The sequence below is a fragment of the Marinobacter sp. KMM 10035 genome (assembly GCF_046537445.1).
Classification (GTDB): Bacteria; Pseudomonadota; Gammaproteobacteria; order Pseudomonadales; family Oleiphilaceae; genus Marinobacter; species Marinobacter sediminicola.
Genome location: NZ_JBBVMG010000002.1, coordinates 570,271 through 591,248 on the forward strand (window position 1 = coordinate 570,271; position 20,978 = coordinate 591,248).

17 protein-coding genes are annotated in these 20,978 nt (G+C 53.5%); 7 read left to right on the forward strand and 10 right to left on the reverse strand.

Features of this window, described 5'->3' with window-relative positions:
* Positions 1–13 precede the first annotated feature (13 nt).
* Together dapD and dapE are read left to right on the forward strand one after the other, a co-directional pair.
* Positions 14–1,042 carry a 2,3,4,5-tetrahydropyridine-2,6-dicarboxylate N-succinyltransferase gene (dapD, locus tag AADB16_RS14500; RefSeq protein WP_410804284.1) on the forward strand — a complete coding sequence of 343 codons (1,029 nt, stop codon included), beginning with the start codon at positions 14–16 and terminating at the stop codon, positions 1,040–1,042.
* A complete protein-coding gene (gene dapE, locus AADB16_RS14505; protein ID WP_410804286.1) occupies positions 1,029–2,165 on the forward strand; it encodes a succinyl-diaminopimelate desuccinylase in 1,137 nt (378 codons plus the stop codon). Before dapD ends, dapE begins: the two co-directional genes overlap by 14 nt.
* 81 nt (positions 2,166–2,246) lie before the next feature.
* Here dapE and AADB16_RS14510 read toward each other — a convergent pair whose 3' ends face one another.
* Entirely contained in the window at positions 2,247–2,465 is a 219-nt protein-coding gene (locus tag AADB16_RS14510) for a SlyX family protein (RefSeq protein ID WP_298450348.1), read from the reverse strand.
* Positions 2,466–2,728: 263 nt separating this feature from the next.
* On the opposite strand from AADB16_RS14510, the gene AADB16_RS14515 reads away from it, so the two are divergent.
* Positions 2,729–3,292: a cold-shock protein gene (locus AADB16_RS14515; protein ID WP_298450347.1), complete on the forward strand. Its 564-nt coding sequence runs from the start codon at positions 2,729–2,731 to the stop codon at positions 3,290–3,292.
* An 83-nt stretch (positions 3,293–3,375) separates the two neighbouring features.
* Here the strand turns inward: AADB16_RS14515 and AADB16_RS14520 are convergent, their stop codons facing one another.
* The 3 genes from AADB16_RS14520 to gloA form a co-directional block, all read right to left on the reverse strand.
* Positions 3,376–3,750, reverse strand: a complete 375-nt coding sequence (locus AADB16_RS14520; protein WP_309045638.1) for a hypothetical protein — start codon at positions 3,748–3,750, stop codon at positions 3,376–3,378.
* Positions 3,722–5,146 carry a hypothetical protein gene (locus AADB16_RS14525; protein ID WP_410804289.1) on the reverse strand — a complete coding sequence of 475 codons (1,425 nt, stop codon included), beginning with the start codon at positions 5,144–5,146 and terminating at the stop codon, positions 3,722–3,724. The genes AADB16_RS14520 and AADB16_RS14525 overlap by 29 nt, the downstream gene beginning before the upstream one ends.
* 124 nt (positions 5,147–5,270) lie before the next feature.
* Positions 5,271–5,711: a lactoylglutathione lyase gene (gloA, locus tag AADB16_RS14530; RefSeq protein WP_309045640.1), complete on the reverse strand. Its 441-nt coding sequence runs from the start codon at positions 5,709–5,711 to the stop codon at positions 5,271–5,273.
* 106 nt (positions 5,712–5,817) lie between these two features.
* On the opposite strand from gloA, the gene AADB16_RS14535 reads away from it, so the two are divergent.
* Both AADB16_RS14535 and AADB16_RS14540 read left to right on the forward strand, forming a co-directional pair.
* Positions 5,818–6,714, forward strand: a complete 897-nt coding sequence (locus tag AADB16_RS14535) for a DUF1853 family protein (RefSeq protein ID WP_410804291.1) — start codon at positions 5,818–5,820, stop codon at positions 6,712–6,714.
* A 114-nt stretch (positions 6,715–6,828) separates the two neighbouring features.
* Positions 6,829–8,706, forward strand: coding sequence for an MFS transporter (locus tag AADB16_RS14540; RefSeq protein ID WP_410804293.1), 1,878 nt, complete (start codon positions 6,829–6,831; stop codon positions 8,704–8,706).
* A 362-nt stretch (positions 8,707–9,068) separates the two neighbouring features.
* Here the strand turns inward: AADB16_RS14540 and AADB16_RS14545 are convergent, their stop codons facing one another.
* From AADB16_RS14545 to AADB16_RS14560, 4 genes are all read right to left on the reverse strand, one after another.
* Positions 9,069–9,416 (reverse strand): hypothetical protein, encoded by a 348-nt coding sequence (locus AADB16_RS14545; RefSeq protein ID WP_309045643.1) that lies wholly within the window; start codon positions 9,414–9,416, stop codon positions 9,069–9,071.
* A 160-nt stretch (positions 9,417–9,576) separates the two neighbouring features.
* Positions 9,577–10,653 (reverse strand): hypothetical protein, encoded by a 1,077-nt coding sequence (locus AADB16_RS14550; protein ID WP_410804295.1) that lies wholly within the window; start codon positions 10,651–10,653, stop codon positions 9,577–9,579.
* Positions 10,650–14,021 carry a hypothetical protein gene (locus AADB16_RS14555; RefSeq protein WP_410804296.1) on the reverse strand — a complete coding sequence of 1,124 codons (3,372 nt, stop codon included), beginning with the start codon at positions 14,019–14,021 and terminating at the stop codon, positions 10,650–10,652. Before AADB16_RS14555 ends, AADB16_RS14550 begins: the two co-directional genes overlap by 4 nt.
* Positions 14,018–16,138, reverse strand: coding sequence for a type VI secretion system Vgr family protein (locus AADB16_RS14560; RefSeq protein ID WP_410804298.1), 2,121 nt, complete (start codon positions 16,136–16,138; stop codon positions 14,018–14,020). Before AADB16_RS14560 ends, AADB16_RS14555 begins: the two co-directional genes overlap by 4 nt.
* Positions 16,139–16,378: 240 nt before the next feature.
* On the opposite strand from AADB16_RS14560, the gene AADB16_RS14565 reads away from it, so the two are divergent.
* On the forward strand, positions 16,379–17,404 hold the full coding sequence (locus AADB16_RS14565) for an NADP-dependent oxidoreductase (protein WP_410804300.1): 1,026 nt from the start codon (positions 16,379–16,381) through the stop codon (positions 17,402–17,404).
* Positions 17,405–17,431: 27 nt separating this feature from the next.
* On the opposite strand, the gene AADB16_RS14570 is transcribed toward AADB16_RS14565, so the two are convergent.
* Together AADB16_RS14570 and AADB16_RS14575 are read right to left on the reverse strand one after the other, a co-directional pair.
* A complete protein-coding gene (locus tag AADB16_RS14570; RefSeq protein ID WP_410804302.1) occupies positions 17,432–18,400 on the reverse strand; it encodes an NAD(P)H-quinone oxidoreductase in 969 nt (322 codons plus the stop codon).
* A gap of 46 nt (positions 18,401–18,446) precedes the next feature.
* A complete protein-coding gene (locus AADB16_RS14575; protein WP_410804304.1) occupies positions 18,447–19,403 on the reverse strand; it encodes a hypothetical protein in 957 nt (318 codons plus the stop codon).
* A 71-nt stretch (positions 19,404–19,474) separates the two neighbouring features.
* Between AADB16_RS14575 and AADB16_RS14580 the strand changes: the two genes are divergently transcribed.
* Positions 19,475–20,929 carry a protein adenylyltransferase SelO gene (locus AADB16_RS14580; RefSeq protein ID WP_410804305.1) on the forward strand — a complete coding sequence of 485 codons (1,455 nt, stop codon included), beginning with the start codon at positions 19,475–19,477 and terminating at the stop codon, positions 20,927–20,929.
* Positions 20,930–20,978: the final 49 nt, after the last annotated feature.

Consider the following 20,978-nt stretch of genomic DNA (forward strand, 5'->3'; position numbering starts at 1 on the left):
GAGCAATCACTGCATGAGCTTTGCATTCGGTATAGGTATCGGCAGCCAAAACAACCAGGGCGAATGGCTGGAAGTTTTTTACCAGCAACCGATGATCACACCGGAAACAGAGCTGATAGATGCAGTCGAAACTGTACTGAACTATCAGGGCGGCAATCAGGCCATCCAGGCAACCGCTGAGCAGCTTACCCAACTAGCCACTGCCCTACGCCAGATCGGCGCTACAGAGCAGGCGTCACTGGCAGAGAGGGCTGCCGGCAGCAAGCGCCCAGTGGTCGTGACGGTACTGCAAACAGACGGTACTGCATCCAGCACGCCAGAGGTTTACCTCAAGCTGCACCTGATCTCCCATCGACAAGTTAAGCCCCACGGGCTCAAGCTTGACGGCATTTTCGGCCTTTTGCCGAATCTTGCCTGGACCAACGAAGGCGCGATTGATTTGAACGAGCTGCCAGACCGCCAGCTTAAAGCCCGCCTTGAAGGTCGGACTCTGGAAGTAAAATCCGTCGACAAATTCCCACAAATGACGGACTACGTGGTACCCAGCGGCGTTCGTATTGCGGACACCGCGAGAGTGCGCCTTGGCGCCTACGTGGGCGAAGGCACCACGGTAATGCACGAAGGCTTTATCAACTTCAATGCCGGCACAGAAGGTACGAGCATGGTTGAGGGCCGCATTTCTGCGGGCGTTATGGTTGGAAAAGGTTCCGATCTGGGCGGCGGTTGCTCCACCATGGGCACCCTTTCCGGTGGCGGCAACATGGTTATTTCCGTGGGTGAAAACTGCCTGATCGGCGCAAATGCGGGCATCGGCATTCCTCTGGGCGACCGCTGCACGGTTGAATCCGGCCTGTATGTTACAGCCGGCACCAAGGTTGCCTTACTCGACGGCAACAACGAGCTAGTGGAAGTGATAAAAGCCCGCGATCTGGCCGGTAAGCCAGACTTGCTCTTCCGCCGCAACAGCCAATCCGGCGCTGTGGAATGCAAAACCAACCAATCCGCCATCGAGCTGAATGAAGAACTGCATGCAAACAACTAATTCCCCAACGCTCGACCTGGCCATTGACCTGATCAGCCGCCCTTCGGTATCTCCAGAAGACGCCGGCTGCCAGGAGTTGATGATGTCTCGCCTGGCCCCTCTTGGATTTAGCGGCGAACACATGCGCTTTGGTGATACCGACAATCTCTGGGCCCGTAAAGGCACTGAGGGCCCCGTTCTGGCGTTTGCCGGCCATACCGATGTGGTGCCTACCGGGCCGGAGAAAAACTGGGCTCACCCACCGTTTGACCCGCTTATAAAAGACGGTTACCTCCTTGGCCGTGGCGCTGCAGACATGAAAGGCAGCCTTGCGGCATTCGTTACTGCCTGCGAGCGTTTCGTGAGCACCCATCCAGATCATCGTGGCTCCATTGCTCTGCTGATCACAAGCGATGAGGAAGGCCCGGCCCAGAACGGCACCGTAAAGGTGATCGAAGCACTGGAAGCCCGTTCAGAAAAGATGGACTGGTGTTTGATTGGTGAGCCATCGAGCACGCAAGAAGTGGGTGATGTGATCAAGAATGGACGGCGCGGCTCCTTGCACGGCTACCTCACTGTGCATGGCACCCAAGGCCACGTGGCCTACCCGCACTTGGCGGAAAATGCCATTCATGCCGTTGCACCCGCTCTGCACTCCTTGGCTAACGAGTTCTGGGATAACGGCAACGATTACTTCCCACCCACCACTTTTCAGATCACCAAAGTGGAAGCCGGCACCGGTAGTAACATCATTCCCGGTGAGTGTTTGGTGCACTTCAACTTCCGTTACTGCACAGAGAACACTGCAGAAAGCCTTGAAGAGCGGGTTGTCGCTACGCTTGATCGACACAACCTGAAATATGACCTGCAATGGCATCTCAGTGGCCGACCTTTCCTCACTGATAAGGGTGCATTGGTCTCCGCCACTCAAAGCGCCATCCGCAATGTGACCGGGCGTGAAACCGAGCTCTCTACCTCAGGGGGCACGTCTGATGGGCGTTTCATTGCACCTACCGGCGCACAGGTTGTGGAACTGGGACCGATCAATGCGACGATTCACAAGGTGAACGAGTGTGTGAAAGCTGACGATCTGGACACCCTCTCCCAAATCTATGAACAGATTCTGGTGGAACTGCTCGCCTGAACTGCAGATTCAAGACAATCTGAAACCAAGAGGCCAGAGCTTATGCCCTGGCCTTTTGGTTTGTAAGAACGCATTCATGAATCAATAATGCGGAGGCGGAGCCTCTTCCTCTTCACGCTTGATATTGGATGAAGAAACATCCTTTATCTGACTGTGCAGTAATCGCTTGGCATTCCAGAGTTCACGAATATCCATCTCCTGTTTTGCCACCTGCTCGCTCAAGGTATTGATAACGTCGTCCTGAAAGGCAAGCCGTGTTTCAAGTTCATCCAGTCTGTTTTGAAGGTCTTTTTGGCTCATCAGGTACTAAAGCTCCGTCAGATGAATAATTCACGTAGATGGGTAGAAAGTGCAGCCAAAATGCCTTCTAACGACATTCTGTGGCATTCGGCACAACAGGCGCTTGGTAAGCAGCAGGGATAATCTGCTATCATGCCGCTTTTGCCCGCCCGAGTTCCCGTTTTCCAGGAAATCAGGCGGTAATCACTGGCCGGATAAACGATTTTACCCGATATCCGGTTTTTTATCGTCAGCGTTAATGAAATATGGAGAATTCTCAGTCAATGCGTAATCCAGCCAAAGCGATCCTTGTTGCTATTCTGATCGCTATTCCCGCCCCATTTATCCTAGGCTTTCTGCTGGTTTCTTTTACCCCGGAGCTGTTCCAGATCCTGTCTCAGTCCCAGAGCAATGAATTGGCAACAAGCACGCCGTTCGTTCTCGGCAGCGCGCAGGGTATCGCAGCATACGTTATCAGCTTAATTGTTTTTGGCATTGTCGGCTTTGTGGCCGTTGCCATCGCAGCCAAGCAGCCCACACGGGGCTCGTCGAAGCGCGCCAGCTCACCATCACGTAGCCAGAGTTCCAACCAGAACTATGCCGATGATGAAGCCGACTACGACGACGACAGCCCGGAAGGCGACGAAGAAGGCACTGTAAAGTGGTTTAACGTCAAGAAGGGCTTCGGCTTTATTGTCCGCGACAGCGGAGACGAAGTATTTGTTCACTTCCGTGCCATTCGTGGAAGTGGCCGCCGCGTGCTTCGCCAAGGCCAACTGGTTCGATTCAGCGTTGTTGACGCCGACAAGGGCCTGCAAGCAGATAATGTTTCTATCCTGAGCGACTGAAACCTGATCTGATGTAAAAAGGCAGCCTGCTATTTATTTAGCGGCTGCCTTTTTTCGTTCTGAGCCTCTTAATTCCTGGGCACTCAGTTCCAAACAACAAGCTGCTCGCCGCGACTATCCAGCCGCCACCATTTCTCATCTTCCGCTGGCTCGCCTTCTTTCCACTCTCCCGGGCTGCAGCGGATTTCAGTGTCCATGGTTCGCCATGCACTGCGTGCACACTCCAGATCGCTGTTCCAGGGTAGCTGCTCACCTTCTATAATTAGTGATGTAAATCGCTTCCCGAACGCCTGGGGATAGAGGGTTACTTTCAGCTGAGCTTCCCCAAAAATAGCCGTACCCTTGGTAACGGATGCAACATCACTGTCATCGAGTACCAACTGCTTTACATGGCCTTCAAGCCAGCGATGAACGGCGCCTGTTTCCAAGTCACGAATGTAGATTTCCAGATCCTGCACTCGCAGATTCTCCATGGTGGTGATCACAATGGGGCCCATAGTGAACCGGCCCGGGCCGCGCTGCAAGCCAGCGTTCCAGTTCATACCGTAAATCCTCCACCATTAGTCGGTTCAAGGTTCCGGCAGCTTTGCGTTCATGCCAGGCTACTTCAGCAGCCGTGCGCAGCAAATGTATTTCCTCGAACGACTGCTCAATCTCTTCGAGTGGTTCTTGTCGCGCCATAGCAACAAGGCTCTGACGCCGGAGCGTGTCGGCCTGCCCGGACAACGCTACGGATCCTACCGGGCCACGCCGCGCAAACAGTTCCAGCCGTGCCGCAGCTCGCTCCACCCACTGCAACATTCCTCCGGGCGTACACACACATCGACTGTGCCGGGATGAGGCAAATTGAATCACGGGTTGAGAGAGCAGTATATTCCAGCGGCGCTCGATGTTTGCTTGATGGGCAACCAGAATGGCTTTGCGCTGCAGCTCGCTGGATAGCGGCATGTTACATACCTCCAGCGTACGCCCAAGCTGTTGCTCCAGAGCACGGCATGGCTTTTCGCTGCCTTGTGGCGTATCTGGCCCCAACAGCACTATAGGCCCTTGCCATCGCTGGACAAGCTCGGATGCCAGACCCAATGGGCGATCCATCAATGCCAACAAATCCACCGGCGCTACATTATCCAGCACCAAAACCGGCCAAGGCTTTTTACCATTGGCGGGAATGACCGCAAGCTCGCTGGCCATCACCTCCGTTTCACTGCGCAGATCCATCTCAACATATGGCTGCGCCAGTGACGACAACAGGGACCGCAGCCAAACAGACTTGCCCGCGCCACGCTCTCCCCTGACCCAAACCACCACCCCCGGCGTTGCTGCAAGAGTAATGGATACATCTTCTGCAAGCTCGATCCAATCCGCATCGGTGATCACTACCGGCGCGGCCTCTTCATCCTCAATGCCCGGCCTTTCCGAACGTCCGCCTTCACTACACATATCACTCGATTCAGGCCACCGTGACACCAACTCCAGCACAGCAACGTAAGCCTTTTCCTGCAGGCGCTCGGCATGTCTTGCGAGCACTTCCAGAAGCTGAGGCCAATCAAGCCAGGCAGGCGTATCAAAGGATTCTCGAGCGGTTGCCAGCCAGTAGATGAGCTGGGAGGACAGCAGGCCTTCACCGCCTACTTCAGTCACTATGGGTTGTTCACATTGTATGGTGCGGATCAGCTCGTCCATATCCACGCCTGAGCCGCGCAAGAAGTTGCTCACGGAAGGGCTGGATTCCAACAAAGCGAGCAGGAAATCTTCAACCGTAATGACTACGCCGCCACGACGATCAACATCTTCGCGGGCATTCAGTAATGCAGTCTGACATTGGGGGGCGAGGCATCCTTGCCAATCTTCCATCAAACGTTTCCCTGTTTTATCGCATCGTCCTGATGCTTGAAGCGTTAGTTAAAACTAACTTTTAGTATCTTCGCAATTCTATGGTTGTTTCGCGCTATCTGCAATTCCAGCGGGCATACCGCACTCACCAGCTGCCGGTATTCTCCATACTCACCCAAGGCTCTTTAGGCGCCAACGGCTCGCCTTTCTGTAGTAACTCTATGGAAATATTGTCTGGTGAACGGATAAACGCCATGTACCCATCCCGAGGTGGGCGGTTGATCGTAACGCCACCGGCCTGCAGCGACTCACAAAGCGCATAGATGTCATCCACTCGATAAGCCAGATGGCCAAAGTTACGACCACCGTCATACTCTTCCGGATCCCAGTTATAGGTCAGCTCCAGCGTAGGCGCCTTATGCTCACGCGCTTGAGCTTCGTCCTTTGCCGCTGCGAGAAACACGAGCGTAAATCGGCCTTTCTCACTGTCTCTACGGTCGATCTCAACCATACCCAGCAAGTCACAAAAAAAATGCAGGGATTTCTCAAGATCCCTTACGCGGATCATCGTATGTAGGTACTGCATACTGCCTCCTTCCGTATCCTTTTGCTTCAAGCGGTGAACCCTGCGCTTTGACTGGCACGGGACTGCCGCATCTTTATTACCACACAGTTTACGGTATTCTGGACGGATGGACGCAAACCTCAAGCCCGAACTGATCAGCCCTTACCGCACACCAGCGATCAACCACCTCGCCTGGTTGTGCCAGGCACAGCAACTGGCACATTCGCCGATCACTTTTGAGCCTGCGGAGTATCTGCCTTCGAACTACCCTGACCTGCTCAAGCTATGGGATGAAGATCCTGAGGCTGCACCTCCGTTACTGAGGGAGCCGCCACAGCGCAGGCTGGGATTCTATTTCGAACGACTGTATCAGGTTTTGCTGGAAGACCTGCTCGGCTGGCCCATTCTGATGAAGAACCAACAGATACAATCTGCCGGGCACACCATCGGAGAGCTGGATTTCGTGGTGCACAATCGTGCAGAAGACCGCATTGAACACCACGAAATTGCCATCAAGTTCTACCTTGGCGTGCCAGAGTCCAACGGAACGACCCTCTGGTACGGCCCCAATGCCAGAGACCGACTGGATATAAAAACAACGAGCCTGCTCGAACAACAAAGCCGGCGCACATGGTTGCCGGAAACACTCGCAATGCTCTCCGAATCTGGCATTACCGGCCCGCTGACACCACGGATTTTCATGCCGGGGTATTTGTTCTATCCCGATGCCTCCCAGGCAACAGCGCCGGATTATGTTCCCAGCGAGCATCTGCGTGGGCGGTGGCTGTATGTTTGCCACGCAAAAGCACTAGACACATCGCATTGGGTTGTACTCAACAAACCACACTGGATTGGCGGCTGGTTTCAGGGCGAGAAGCCAGATGCCGAACTTGCTATGGATGCTCTGAGGCGCGTAGAAGACAGAGGCATTCCGCAGCTGTTTGCCGTATTGCGGGAAGATCCGCGGGTCGGCAATTGGCACGAGGTGGATCGGGTGTTTGTGGTGCCGGAAGATTGGCCATGATTTTCGTACCAATTTCAGGAAACGCCTGCCACAATAAGCCAATAATATCAGCACTATGCAGATCAAGCTTGCAAGCAAAGCAGGCCGCTAAAACACTGATAAAGGATAGGCATCATGGATGACCACAGCCAATTTCGACTGCTTTCAAAGCGCCGGTTCCTGCCGTTTTTCCTGACGCAATTTTCCGGCGCCTTCAACGACAATCTGTTCCGCAATGTCCTGCTGCTTTTAATTACCTATACCGCAGGTGGTTTGATGGGCCTGCCGATTGATGTGGCGGTAAATATTGCGGCCTTCGTGTTCATTGTGCCGTTCTTTCTGTTCTCCGGTATTGCTGGTCAATTGGCGGACAAATACGAAAAGTCCCAGGTTATCCGATGGGTAAAACTGGCAGAAATTGCAATCATGGTGCTGGCCGCTGTTGGCTTGTGGCACGGATGGTATGAGGCTTTGCTGCTGTTATTATTCCTGATGGGTGTACAGTCCACCTTCTTTGGCCCGGTCAAATATGCCCTCCTGCCCCAAGTGCTCACAAACGATGAGCTCGTGGGCGGCAATGCTCTGGTAGAAATGGGCACCTTCGTTGCGATTTTGGTGGGTACGCTTGCGGCCGGCTTGTTAATGGGCAGCGAGCAGCCGGAGAAACTGGCGGCAATCGGTGTAGTGGTTCTTGCCGTTGTTGGTTATCTGGCCGCACGAAAAGTTCCGGTGACGGGCGCTACTAACCCAGAGATGACCATTGGTTTCCGGCCACTGCGAGAAACCTGGAACCTGATGCGGCTGGCAGCCGAGAATCACTCAGTGTTGTTGTGCATCATGGCCATTTCCTGGTTCTGGTTTCTGGGCGCCGCCTACCTCACTCAATTCCCCAGCTTCGCCCAAACGGATTTGATGGGCGACGAAACCGTTGTCACCTTGCTGCTCGCCGTATTCACCATCGGGATCGCATTGGGCTCAATGGCCTGTGAAAGGCTATCCGGGCACCGGATCGAACTCGGTATCGTGCCGATTGGTTCGCTGGGCATCAGTCTGTTCGGGCTTGATCTATATTTCAATATGCCCGCCAATCCTGTGCCGACCGACTGGTGGATGCTCGTCACCGACAGCCAACACCGGCAACTGGCCATTGATCTTCTGGGCATAGGCTTCTTTGGTGGCCTGTTTATCGTGCCGCTATATGCCTTTGTACAACAGCAAACCCCGGAGCCCCGGCGGGCCCGCGTAATTGCGGCATTGAACGTATTCAACGCCCTATTCATGGTAGTCAGCGCTGGTATGGGTATTTTAATGCTGGGCGTGATCGGGCTCAGCATTCCGGAGTTCTTTCTGGTGCTCTCCATCATGAACCTGATCGTGGCTGGCTTCGTTTATCAGCAGGTTCCCGAGTTCGCTTTGCGGTTTATTGTCTGGATACTGTCACACACCATCTACCGGGTGCGCCACGAAGGCCTTCGCCAGATTCCCGAGGAAGGCCCGGTACTGTTGGTTTGTAACCACGTAACCTATATGGATGCATTTATCATTGCCGGCGCAGTGCGCAGGCCCATCCGTTTTGTAATGGACCACCAAATCTTCAAAACGCCCGTTCTTGGCGCCCTGTTCAGGCTCGCCAAAACCATCCCGATTGGTCCCAAAGCCAAAGTGCCTGAGATTTACGAGACAGCTTTCAACCGCATCGACGAAGAGCTGGATGCTGGTAACGTGGTGTGTATATTCCCGGAAGGAAAACTGACATCTGACGGCGAAGTAGGCACCTTCAAAAACGGGGTTGAAATTATCATCCAGCGCAGGCCCGTAACGGTTGTGCCCATGGCACTTCGGGGGCTATGGGGCAGCTTTTTCAGCCACTGCGGCGGGCCGGCGCTGAGCCACCTTCCGAAACGTTTCTGGTCGCGGATCGAATTGGTGGCTGGCGAGCCGGTTTCGGCAGAAAAAGCGACTGCTGAGATGTTGGAGCAGCGGGTTAAAGGTTTGAGGGGGAGTGGTCAGTGAGCTGCTGACCCTCTGGCCTTCGATCGCCGATCCCAAGCATCATTCAAAAATATACATTCCGTTTTCATCCTTCTTCACATCCATAAATCCCATGTGAGGAAACAGTCGAACCTTTATTGAATACGAGAGCACGCACCCTGAAATCGCCAACAGAACACCCACGACTCTTTTTGAGCTTCTCGAAAATCTCATTTCGGCTAAATCCCTGCTTTATGAGTTCTTTTATTTGATAATCCATTGTCTACTCTCCTTGTAACATCAAATTGGCCATGGGCCTGCCAGGTACTCAGCACAACTTCCAGACAGCCTTTCGCCAGTTTCTTCGGCGATCAGGCGGTCACCCTGCCAGAGGGGGATACCCATCAACCAGAAGCGTCAACACTCTGTAACTGAATAACACCACCGTTCAGCGCTGAACTCATGATTGCTGAAACCAAAATGAATGGAACCGCCACGAAATAAGTAGGGAATCCGGCATCACCAAATATATTGATCAGCGCTACCACGCCAACCGTTGCCGCCCCAATGGTTAGTATTAAAACCGATACTTTTGCTTTTAGCTCTGATTCGGCATCCGCATTAATCTTTACCAGTACCCCACACTGGGAACACTCAACAGGCTCAGATTTCCCAAGCATTTCCATCTGATCTGCAGCAAGTTGATTCCTACCATCGCAGGCTGTGCATGTCGCTTCTACACAATCACTCATTTTCACCATCCCTGGAGTTGAGTTAATTTTTAATCTCTGTTTCCCGTATTGCTCCGTGCGTCGCCGCTGAGTTCCCTCTGTCTGGCAAGACCCTCAGGCTCCCCGCCGGCCATGGTTAGTTTCCTGGCCGCAAGGTCAAGCCATTAGCGGGCTCTTTGTCTCAAATTGGCCAAGAGCCATAAGGGCGCTTCTGGCGATACTCTTCCATCGAGATCCTGCCCAGTTGTGGCGTAAGTTTGCAAGCCCGGCTGCCCCACGGATACTGTCTTTGCCGCTGATATAATTCCCGCCATCCCTCTCCGTCTTTCCAGGAGTCCAGATCAAGGTCACGCCAGTAACGGGGGTTCCGACCGGTTTGCTTATCATGTTCCGCAGTGACCGGATCCAGGTGACGAAAGGGTTCCAGACGCGGTGTATCCGGCAAGGGCTGGGTCACATCCATGTAGCGCTGAAGCATATCCCACAGGGCCAAAACTTCGTGCTTTTCCGCTTCAATGGTGCTGAAGGCGGTCTTGTTGAAGGTTTTCTGGGTGTAGCGGTGTACCAACATGAGTCGATAGAAGATACCGCCTTGCTGAACAACCCGCTCAACATAGGCATCAAACTCCACAAAAGGCGCTTCGAAAAAACGCTTTCGGCCGAGGGCAATGCGAACCTGGCCTGTGAGGCGATTGAATTCACTGCAGCCATCTTCGAGGGTGTTGTCCAGCTTTTTGTGGATGGTTTTCTCGAAGGGTTTGAGAAAAAAGCTGAGACCGGTGCTCATTATCCAGTTGGTGGTGGGAGGGATTATCCAAAATGCAAAAAACAACCACGCGAATACCATAACCAACCCAATCATACCAACTAGCAGCCCGGGAAGATCGTACCACCCAGATAACAGGATGATTCCCCAAACAATAGAAGCCAAGCCACCAAATAGAAGCATAAAGATCCACGTAAATGGCAAGAGCAGGATTAGAAACTTAAAGCCTAGCTTGCCATTAAGAAATCGAATTTTCTGGTGATCCCACCACCAATCCTTGTCTTTGAATTCAGGATCTTTTCTTTCCTGACCCTGCAGAGTATCAATATCTTGGATAGTTCCGTGGTATGGAATAAACCCAGCGTAGATGCCAATGGGCTGCAGTTCTTCGCCGATACGGGTGCGCTTGGTCTGGCTTTGAGGCAACGGCCCTATAGCAGTTGCCCTGAAGGCCGTGCCTGCATATTCAGAGACAGCTTTTGGGGCACTCATGCGGTTACCTCGGTGAAAAACCAGTATGGCGACTTTGGCTGAGCGTATGGATCCAAGATAGCCCGCTCCTTAGGTGGTGGGTTGCTGTGCAGGGCCGAATTATATGGTTCATAATATTCATACACTGGTGCGGGAAATATGATCGGCCCTAATTCGGTATCTAAAGTAACCTGAAGTCCAACTCGAACCCGTGTCTTCACTGACTCTTGATAAAGCAAACTACGATATTCACGATCTTGAAGCTCGCGTTTTACAAGAAACCGAACAGCAGATAGATGTGGCAGTGACTGTCGAGCCACGACTTTCTTCAACGGTGTGGTTTTTACGAGTTGAGTACTGCTAACGGGCGCAATAGAGCCCGGAGCAACGATGCTTGTATTTGAGGATTGATAGGCGACTTCCTGAACAACCAAGTTGAAAGGGGTCACAGGTATGCCTGCGTTACACTCATACCCACGATAGAGGTTCAACCGGCTGACCAAAGGGAACTTTACTGTTACCACGTAATCATCAGATTTGGGTGTGTAACTAGGGGGAGATAATGCAGAATCCGGTTCAATATCTGCATACTTTTGCGCAGTAATCTCAATCGGTGAAAGAAGAGAAAGCAGTTGACTGTAATAGGCTTGATCGTCGTGCCCAACCATTAAGTCGTCAGGATACGTACCCCACGGACCTCGCTTGAGGAGTTTTTCGAACACATCATCTGCAACAGCAGAGGCATACAAACCACCGCCAATCACCATCGTCATGCCAAGGATTGCCCACCCCCAGCCAGGTATGGCGAGCAAAGTGCCAAAAAGTGGCTGAGCCACAAAAATCAAGCCACCTATTAATGCTATAGCGTGGCCCGTGGCGGCATCCAAATCCTGCTGTGACAAACTGATTCGCAATTCCCAGGCGCTCACAACAACATTGATAGCACCTGCAACAAAACTCGCCAAGCCTACAGTACGAACCAAGGTAGAAGCATTCAAGCTTTTTAACCTACTACCAATAAAAATCCAGTTTTTCATATCGAACAGTGGTCGAGTAGAAAATTTGTAAAGACGACGCTGGTTAGTTAAGTCGCTTCCCATCACAACGCTCAATTTAATGGACGCTGCGAAGAGATCCACGCCAGCACCCGCCAGCAACTTCGTGGTTGCTAGGGGCATGTTCCCATTACGTGAATCTTGGGCTCGACCATAATTTTGCAGTTCTATAAAAACATTAAACGCCGCCAAAACCACCAGCCCACGGGACACAGCTGGCCCATCCACAACTTTCCCGACACGCTTAGCAAAATCCACCTTCAACAGGCTAAGCTTCTGGGCTTCGGAGTGCGCATCGGGCGCAAAGAACACCATGGTTCCACCAGCTACCTTATTAACAGCTTCCTCCAAAGCATCAGCGGCGCGTGTGGGGCTGCTTGATGCAATTACCTCATCAGAACTGTCCAATAGGTCCGCATACAAATAGTCTTTTTTTCGGGTGAGCACGCCTTCTGTGTGGTCAAAATCATTTAATCCCCGGTCGAGCCCATTTCCTTTCACACCTAGAATTGAACCGCTGATAAGAGCTCCAGCCCGGTCCATCACCTTAATACTTTTCAGCTCGGGATCAGTTAAAGCAAGGTTCGATGAAACGGCCTGCATAACTCTTTGCAATTCGACCTGCTGAATTTTTCCCTCTTCCATCAGACGCTTACATACTGCCAATATCGCGGAACTCCACTCTGACAAAGCACCGGATACTAACCCTCCAACTTTTCCCGCATTGGAAATATCCTTAATAACGCTATCACCGCTTTCTGTTTTCTCTTGCAGCTGCTTCTCCAGATAGACTAATGACTGCGTATTCAGGCGGTTTAGCAGCGCCTCATCAATCTCGACGCCCCCATCAGCAAGCGCTCGCAAGCGTTCATAAGGAGACGGCATCTCGCCCTTCTCATCAGTTGAACTCTCAGAATCAGGTTGCGGTGACCAATCAGCTAGAAAACTTCCCTTGAGTATCCATTGTTTTAATCCGGTTAAGACCTCGACATCACTGCTTGCACCTTGAGCTTTAAGCACGCCGGGGATCTGCTGCAAGACATTGAGTTTATCCGCCACCAACAAATAGGCTTCACAGATCGCATGATCACTGCATGTCCGGTAATCTTCAAAAATTGGATCAAGCCCCCCTATCTTGATCGTAGCTATCAGATCTTCGGCGTGCTGCTCAATGATGCGAATGGCATGATTCTTTTCAGGCGTGTGCAACACTTCATCTAACTTCTGCCGGTCTATGGCTTCTGCATACTTTGCCAATGATGGTTTTTTACCACCTGCTTGCGGATCAAAAACCGCCTGCCGGATCAGCATTGCAGAATGAACCATCGGGTTTTTCTGAATAGACACATCAATCGCATCAAGATAATGCAAAGCCAAATGCAACTGAGCAAGCGAATGCCGCAGCTTGAAAAGCGGGTCTGGCAAGGCAATACAAGCTAGCCCTTTCTGCCCTCTCAGGTCGGCCAGCCGGTCTTTGTCGGGATCACAGCTGATATCAAGCTCTACGGGCTGCCCACCTTCTTCCTGAGCTTCACGCAAGCGGGCGGCTAGTTTTACACAGAGTTCGGAATCCGATGGAGTTTCGAAGGCTGGCGTAAAATCTCGCGGATTTTCCAGCATTAGCTCAACGCCGAGATCCCTTGCCCGCAGCTCCGGTAGATCCTCAACCCTGGAAGCCGGAAACCCGGTCTTGAAGCTGATGCCCTCTGCGGCAGTTACAGCCCAGGCATGGCCAATGCCTGTTGTGCGGGCATTCCTGGCCTTATCATCGGCCTCCAGCTTCTGGATATAGCTCCAGTCCCATTGCACCTCACTGTACGCCATGCGGAAGTCGTGCATAACCGCTTGCCCTTGCAGGAATACGGGTACGAGTACATCGTCGAACCATTCACCTTCCGCTGGGCGTTCAACCCGTAAGTTACTCTCCGGGTTATCAATTTCATTCCGGGCAGCCGTGAGATCAACATCACTCACTTTTGAATCTGGCCCGATCTCCAGCTCACGCCACAAACTGCCTCGGCGAAACACATATAAGTAGCCTGGCCGGAGCATCGCAACAGCCTTGCCTTGATAGACTGGGGCTCCATAACCTGTAGAGACAGGAAGTGCGCTTTCGATTTCTGCCAGGGGTTTAATCCTTAACAGGGTGTTCTCCTGATGGTCTTCCCGTTCAATATTCGAACGGGCATTTTTCAGAAGCGGAATAGTAATCTGCCCCCCTTCCCGCTTGTTGATTGTGAGCACCAGGTCATGGGGATTACTGTCGTCGTATTCTGCTTTACGACGAACTGAACGTTCCCTGGATTCATCGGTAAAAGTTACAGTACCTGTCACGCTTTGCCCCCTTCTGAAGAATCCTTGATAACCTCAACTGCTCCCCCGCTGTTATGCCCACCAATCACATCAACGATCAGCTTTCGATCTGTGCCCGGTAACTGATCAACCTCCATTTGGTCAGGAGAGGCATTTTTGCGTTGGCCCACCATCGCCAGTTCCGGCGGCTGTGGCATTGCCGCACCATCTATACCAAGTACTGCTGGGAGTTCCGGAGTAACGACCGCCTGCCCTGAGCCACTCCCCGGCGCCCCACCCGAATTAATCTTGATCCCCGGCCCACTCAGTGTTACCCCACTGGGATCCAGCTTGATAAAGCTGCCACCGCCGGAGATGGTGATTTCGGCGCCGGCATCCAGTACTACTTTCGCGCCCGCTTTGTGGTGGGCTTCGCTGCCAGCTTCGCAGAGCATGGCGCTGCCGGATTTCTGGTGCAGGGTGCCGCCGATGGTCTGGCTGCAGTCGGCCCCGATGGTTTGGCGCCTTTCGCCATCAACCGTGAGGTGCTCGTTGCTTTTTATGTGGCTGAAGCGGTCGTTCTCAACGGTCAGGTGACTGTCATTTTTGATGACTTCGGTGCAGTTATTTTCCGTGAGCAGGTCCAGGTTTTTCTGGGCGTGGATGTAGATTTGCTCTTTGTCGGCCTCATCTTCAAACCGCAATTCGTTGCTGCCCTCGCCTTTATGGGTCTGGGTTTTCAGGGTGGTGCGAGTTTTGTGTTCCGGCAGCGCGTAGGGCGGTGTGTTGGTGGCGTGGTAGGTTCGGCCAGTGATGATGGGCTGATCCGGGTCGCCATCGAGGAAGGAGACAATCACTTCGTTGCCGATTCTGGGCAGGGCCATGAAGCCATACTGGCCGCCAGCCCAGCCCTGGCTTACTCGCAACCAGGCGCTGCTGTGTTCGTCGTTCTTGCTGTATCTGTCCCAGGGGAAGCGTACTTTTACCCGGCCAAATTCGTCGCAGTGAATTTCTTCCCCTTCCGGGCCTGTCACCAGGGCGATTTGCGGGCCGTCCATTAGAGGGCGATGGCTAACCGTTGGCCGCCAGGTTTTGTCGGCGGGTACGGCACTGAAGGTGTTGTGGTAGGTAGTGGGGCCAGAACCGCCCTCTTCTTCCATGGCTTGGGGCTGTTTACCGGTGTGGGTAACCGCCGTAAGCAACCAGTCCCGATTCAACTTGGGGTTGTCGTGTTCGGTGAGTTCGGTTTTGGCACCGCAGGTGAAGTCTGCGCGGTTGCTCGCGCCGGTGGCGGTGCTGGCGTCGTTTCTGAGGGCGTCCAGCCTGGCTTCGGTAAACGGCTGGCCGCTGGCGTCGGCTTTGAAACGGCCCGGGTAATCAAAGTGCTGGTAATCCTGCCGTTGATTGGCACCGGCTGCACTGTGTTCGTGCATCAGCGCATAGGCGGGGTTTTTGAAGGTGTAGTCTTTGGTGGCTACAGAAGCGGCGCGAACCCGTTCTTCGTAGCGGAAACGGAATACGGCGGATTGTTTGGTGCTTCCGCCCGCTTTGCCGTTGTATTCGGCTGCTTCCAGCCTTGGCGCATCACCGTGGTGGTCGGCAATAATCAGGCCGGGTTGTTCGCTGCCATCCACGCTGCCGTACTGGTAGCGGTAGTGCCAGCCTTCCTCTGCCGCCAGCCGTTTGACAAAGGCCAGGTCGGTTTCCCGGTGCTGTACGCAGTATTCCCGTTCCTGGGGGGCACGTTTCAGATCAAATACGGAATCCACAATGCCCCGCTCTTCCAGCAGGGTGCGCACGATGGTATCTGTAGTTTGAGTCTGGAAGATGCGGCTGTTGTGCATCAGCCCCAAGCGCCACACAGGCGGCTCGATAACAATTTCATAGCGGGTGCGCCGGTGGCCGGAATCACCCCGGGCGAATTCGTTGACCACGCCGGTGAAGCGGCGAAGGGGCATGCCATCCTGCCACACAACCAGATCGACTTGCTGCTCCAAAACTTCGGATGCATCTATGTCCGGGTCGGTGCTGGCCAGCTCAAGGCAGCCGTGAAACAGCTCGGATAGCCGTTCGGTCAGCGTAAAGCCAACAACAGAGAATAGATCAGTGGGGAGTTCGCCAACACGGGCGGTAAACTGCAGTCCGCTTGCCTGGGGCATGTCTTCTGTCCCTGAAGATTGGTGTGTTATCCATGCTCATCCTGAGCCGGTGCCCGATTATAACCTCCCGATTCCGGAATGTAACCCCGCTAACCGGTATGGCCAGAAACATGAGAGCTTGACCACAAGTTTATTCTCCTTCAAGCTAATCTGGTCTCTTTACGCAACCTAAATGAAAAGCCGGCCCAAGACCGCCGCCCCTCAAGTTGCGTTCCACCATGCATAAGCAGAGGAAACACCATGAGCCAATACCAAAATCGCGCCATTGTTCTGAAGCAGCGTCCCAACGGCGAAATTCAGGACGGTGATCTGGCGATGGAAGAGCGCCCGGTGCGCAAGCCCGAAGAAGGTGAGGTTGTTGCGCAGGTGTTATGGCTTTCGCTGGACCCATACATGCGTCCGCGAATGAACGATGCAAAAGGCTATATGGATCCCATTGCGATAGACGACCCCATCGTGGGCGAAAGTGTTGCGAGGATTGTTGAGTCCCGGTCAGACAAGCTCAAAGTAGGTGATCTGGTTACCTGCTATTCCGGCTGGCAGGAGTATGTCACCTTCCCCGCAGATGCGCCGATGGTTTACAAGATCGATCAAAAAGAAAACGTACCCCTGCAAACCTATCTCGGCGTGGCAGGCATGCCAGGGCGCACGGGCTACTGCGGTTTAACCTACTTGGGCAAACCGAAATCCGGCGAAACGGTGGTAGTTTCCGCAGCTTCCGGCCCCGTGGGCACAGTAGTTGGTCAAACCGCCAAACTTGCGGGTTGCCGCGTGGTGGGTGTTGCAGGTGGGCCAGAGAAGTGCGGCTATGTGGTAGGCGAACTGGGCTTTGATGCCTGCGTGGACTACAAAGCGGGCAATCTTGAAGCCGATTTGAAAGCCGCCTGCCCAGACGGTATCGATATTTATTATGAAAACGTAGGTGGTGACGTAACCAGAGCCGTTGCGACACTACTGAACCCCGGAGCGCGGGTGCCCATTTGCGGTTTCGTCTCGGCTTACAACGCCAAGAGCACAGATAACGTAGAGACACCGTTTGATATTCTCAAGCGTCTCGACCCGGTTCCGGAGCACCGTTTCTTCCTGGTAACCGAGTGGCAGGACAAGCACCAGGAAATTACCGACATTCTCACCAACCGCATTGCCTCAGGCCAACTCAAGTACCGTGAAACGGTTGCTGAAGGCCTCGAAAACGCTGTTGAGGCATTCAAAGGCATGCTGAAGGGCAAGAATTTCGGCAAGCAGCTGGTGCACATCGCCGATTAAAGTAACCGGCGTATAACGCCGGGAAGGCTACTCCCCTATTTGGAGAAGTACCTTCCCGGTATTTTTGTTGGCTTCCACATGGGCCATGGCGTCTTCAACCTGCTCAATGGGCCAGGCACTGTCAATCACCGGCTCAATCTGCCCGGCAACCAGCAACGGCCAAACATGGCGATACAAATCTTGCATCACACGCTCCTTATCGGCGACTGAACGGGAACGCAGGGTCGAGCCGATCAGCTTGTGGCGCTTCATAAGCATGAGACCCAGATCGACCTCCGAAAAACGTCCTCCCAGAAGACCGATCAGAACAATGCGGCCATCAACACTCAGGACCTTCTGATCATCCTTAATGTATCCTCCGCCGACTGGATCCAGCACCATATCTACGCCGCCCCAGCTTTTCACCGCATCCACAAACGATCCGTTCTTGCGGTTCCAGGTGCCCGTTGCTCCCAGCTTACGGCACACTTCCAGCTTGTCGTCGTCACCTGCAGTGGCAAACACCGGATTACCAAACGCTGTGGCTATCTGAATAACTGTGGTACCCAGGCCGCTTCCTGCCGCGTGCAGCAATACACGCTCACCGGGCCTAAGGTCGGCTTCCTGGTATAGATTCAACCAAGCCGTCGCAAACACTTCCGGAAGCGCTGCGGCTTTTTGCAACGAATACCCCTTGGGTATGGGCAATACCTGAGCCGCGGGAACCACAACCTTGGTTGCGTAGCCTCCCCCAGTCAGAAGCGCACACACTTCATCGCCCACTTCAAAGCCCGTTACGGCTTCGCCTATGGCTGCAATACGGCCACTGACTTCCAGCCCGAGAATTTCCGATGCTCCGGGAGGTGGGGGGTAAACGCCCGCCCGCTGAGACAAATCAGCCCGGTTAACGGCAGTCCAGACAACATCGATTTCTACGTGGTTTGCAGGTAGCTCTTCGGAGCTCGCATAGTCTTCCCACACCAGGGAATCACCGACTATCTTGATTGCTTTCATCATGTATCGAATCTCGGCACTCGTGGGTGTCCAGCTTTTGAATATCCAGCTATAAATCGCGTGTCATATCAGGATACCCCATGTGGATGGGTGGTTCGACTTTGAAGCTAAGGGAATGCGATTCCGATACGTCCACTACCACATTCGCCCTCACGGGCATTTCCGCAAGGGAAGCTCTGGTTATCCGTTCATAGTGCATAATAAAACGAGCGACTTCATCATCGCTCATAACCCGTAACGGCTGCGACCTATCAGCAGTCATAGCTAAAGTTCTGATCCGCTCTGCCAGTTTGTTTTCCTGCAAGGTGCGCCATTCCAGAACGCTTTCCATGGAGGGCGCTTTAAGCATAATCAGGCTATCCAGCTGGCTGAAAAAATCCTTATATGTAGTACTCAGGCACTGATTCACGTAAGCGCGCCCTACTCCTTCCGGGTCTTCTTGCTCCTCCAATAAATTCACCGGAGCTATAAGTGCCTCCTTGCTTTGCGCCCGGGCTCCCACACACCAACCTTCCAGCAAAATAACTGCCGGCCGGCCTTTGAATACTGGCCAATCACCTGCTGGCGCCCTGTCATCCATTGCTTTATCAAACGCAGGGATGGCCGTTTCATCCTTCGGTTGGGCTGAGCGGAGCTGATCTATTACCCGCAGGCCAAGCTCAAGATCGTGTGTACCCGGCACCCCACGGGTTAGCAGTAATGGGTGCACTTGCTCCGCAAGCTCCCAACGCTCTGCTCTGGTAAGGTAGATGTCATCAAGAGAAAAGCTGGCTGTAGGATAATTCCAGTGCTTTGAGAGCAGCTCTTTCATGAACAGAGCCAGGGTAGATTTACCTGTTCCCTGTGCACCGTGAATACCTATAACAAGCGTTCGTTGCTCCGATTCTTGGAGCTGCGAGACGTAATGCACCAAGGGCACAATGATCTTTTGCACCGTGTTGGCGTAGCGTTCAGGAAGGCCTTCCTGGTCTATTAAGGTGGCGATAGTATTTTCGAGCGCATTCACAAGCAGAGCGGATTCCCGGCGTTAGTTAATGGTTTGCAAACATCTTTATCGATTTGGAGTATAGGCCTTTTATGAGCAGCAATAGTTTTCGTGTAGAGCACCGCTATCTGGAACTCCCAGACAGCTTCTACACCCGCGTTCAGCCCACTCCACTCAAAGACGCAAAAATGGCGTGCTTCAACCACAAACTGGCCCAGGAAATGGGCTTCCACGTTACCAACGAAGCCGACTGGGCAAAGATTGGTGGCGGTGCCGAGTTACTTGAAGGCATGGACCCGGTGGCTATGAAATACACCGGCCACCAGTTTGGCACGTATAACCCGGAACTGGGGGATGGCCGCGGCCTGCTGCTTTGGGAAACCGTAGGCCCGGATAACCGCCGCTGGGACTGGCACCTGAAAGGCGCAGGAACAACCCCCTACTCACGTTTTGGTGATGGCCGGGCGGTACTGCGTTCCACCATTCGCGAATACCTGTGTAGCGAAGCCATGCATGGGCTTGGAATCCCAACGACCCGCGCTCTGTTTATGGTCAGCGCCCGGGACCCGATTCGCAGGGAGTCCATCGAAACTGCTGCCGCATTGATGCGCGTCGCCCAGAGCCACATCCGGTTTGGCCATTTTGAGTTTGCAGCACACCATGAAGGCCCAGACGCGATAAAAACCCTGCTGGAACACGTTATATCGCTTCATTTCCCACATCTGATCCAACTACCTGATGAAGAACGCCACGCACGCTGGTTTGAAGAAGTGGTGGAGCGTACTGCAAGACTGATCGCAGACTGGCAAGCAGTAGGCTTCTGCCATGGCGTTATGAACAGCGACAACATGTCCATCATCGGCGACACCTTCGATTACGGGCCTTTCGCGTTTCTGGACGATTTTGATGCCGGTTACATCAGCAATCACACCGACCAGGGCGGTCGATATGCCTATAACCGCCAGCCACAAGTCGGCTTTGCCAACTGCCAGTATCTTGCCAATGCGCTGCTACCGGTGATGGACGAAGATACTATCCGCAAAGGGCTACAGCGGTATGAAGCCGCCTACAACGGGCGCTTCTTACAGAACATGCGGGACAAGCTCGGCCTGGCCCAGGAAGACGAAGGCGATCTCAGCCTGGTAATGGACACCTTCAGCATGCTCAACGAGCACCATGCTGACTACACAACCTTCTTCCGCGCACTCTCAAACCTGTATGATCACGGCCATGCGCCACTGCGGGATTTGTTTGTGGATCGCCAAGTGGCTGATGAGTGGCTCGCTCATTATGCGGAACGGCTTGAGAAAGAAACGCGCGCCCGGGATGAGCGGGAATATGAGATGCGCAGGGTGAATCCAAAATACATTTTGCGGAACTACCTGGCGCAGAAAGTGATTCTGGAAGCTCAAAATGGCGATTTTGAACCCATGAAGGAATTGCTTAAGGTTCTGGAAAGGCCCTTCGACGAGCAGCCGGGTTATGAAAAGTACGCTGCGCTGCCACCGGACTGGGGCAAACACATGAACATCAGCTGTTCGAGTTAACGGCGGAGAAATTAGGAAGGGAGAGCCGAGGGCCAGATGGTGAAACCTG

What these genes read in the sequence shown, in the direction of transcription:
- AADB16_RS14580 (WP_410804305.1), top strand. Translation starts at nt 19,475, where the DNA reads ATGAGCAGCAATAGTTTTCGTGTAGAGCACCGCTATCTGGAACTCCCA.
- AADB16_RS14535 (WP_410804291.1), top strand. Translation starts at nt 5,818, where the DNA reads ATGGACGCAAACCTCAAGCCCGAACTGATCAGCCCTTACCGCACACCA.
- AADB16_RS14540 (WP_410804293.1), top strand. Translation starts at nt 6,829, where the DNA reads ATGGATGACCACAGCCAATTTCGACTGCTTTCAAAGCGCCGGTTCCTG.
- AADB16_RS14570 (WP_410804302.1), bottom strand. Translation starts at nt 18,400, where the DNA reads ATGATGAAAGCAATCAAGATAGTCGGTGATTCCCTGGTGTGGGAAGAC.
- AADB16_RS14560 (WP_410804298.1), bottom strand. Translation starts at nt 16,138, where the DNA reads ATGCCCCAGGCAAGCGGACTGCAGTTTACCGCCCGTGTTGGCGAACTC.
- gloA (WP_309045640.1), bottom strand. Translation starts at nt 5,711, where the DNA reads ATGCAGTACCTACATACGATGATCCGCGTAAGGGATCTTGAGAAATCC.
- dapD (WP_410804284.1), top strand. Translation starts at nt 14, where the DNA reads ATGAGCTTTGCATTCGGTATAGGTATCGGCAGCCAAAACAACCAGGGC.
- AADB16_RS14545 (WP_309045643.1), bottom strand. Translation starts at nt 9,416, where the DNA reads ATGAGTGATTGTGTAGAAGCGACATGCACAGCCTGCGATGGTAGGAAT.
- AADB16_RS14550 (WP_410804295.1), bottom strand. Translation starts at nt 10,653, where the DNA reads ATGAGTGCCCCAAAAGCTGTCTCTGAATATGCAGGCACGGCCTTCAGG.
- dapE (WP_410804286.1), top strand. Translation starts at nt 1,029, where the DNA reads ATGCAAACAACTAATTCCCCAACGCTCGACCTGGCCATTGACCTGATC.
- AADB16_RS14515 (WP_298450347.1), top strand. Translation starts at nt 2,729, where the DNA reads ATGCGTAATCCAGCCAAAGCGATCCTTGTTGCTATTCTGATCGCTATT.
- AADB16_RS14565 (WP_410804300.1), top strand. Translation starts at nt 16,379, where the DNA reads ATGAGCCAATACCAAAATCGCGCCATTGTTCTGAAGCAGCGTCCCAAC.
- AADB16_RS14510 (WP_298450348.1), bottom strand. Translation starts at nt 2,465, where the DNA reads ATGAGCCAAAAAGACCTTCAAAACAGACTGGATGAACTTGAAACACGG.
- AADB16_RS14525 (WP_410804289.1), bottom strand. Translation starts at nt 5,146, where the DNA reads ATGGAAGATTGGCAAGGATGCCTCGCCCCCCAATGTCAGACTGCATTA.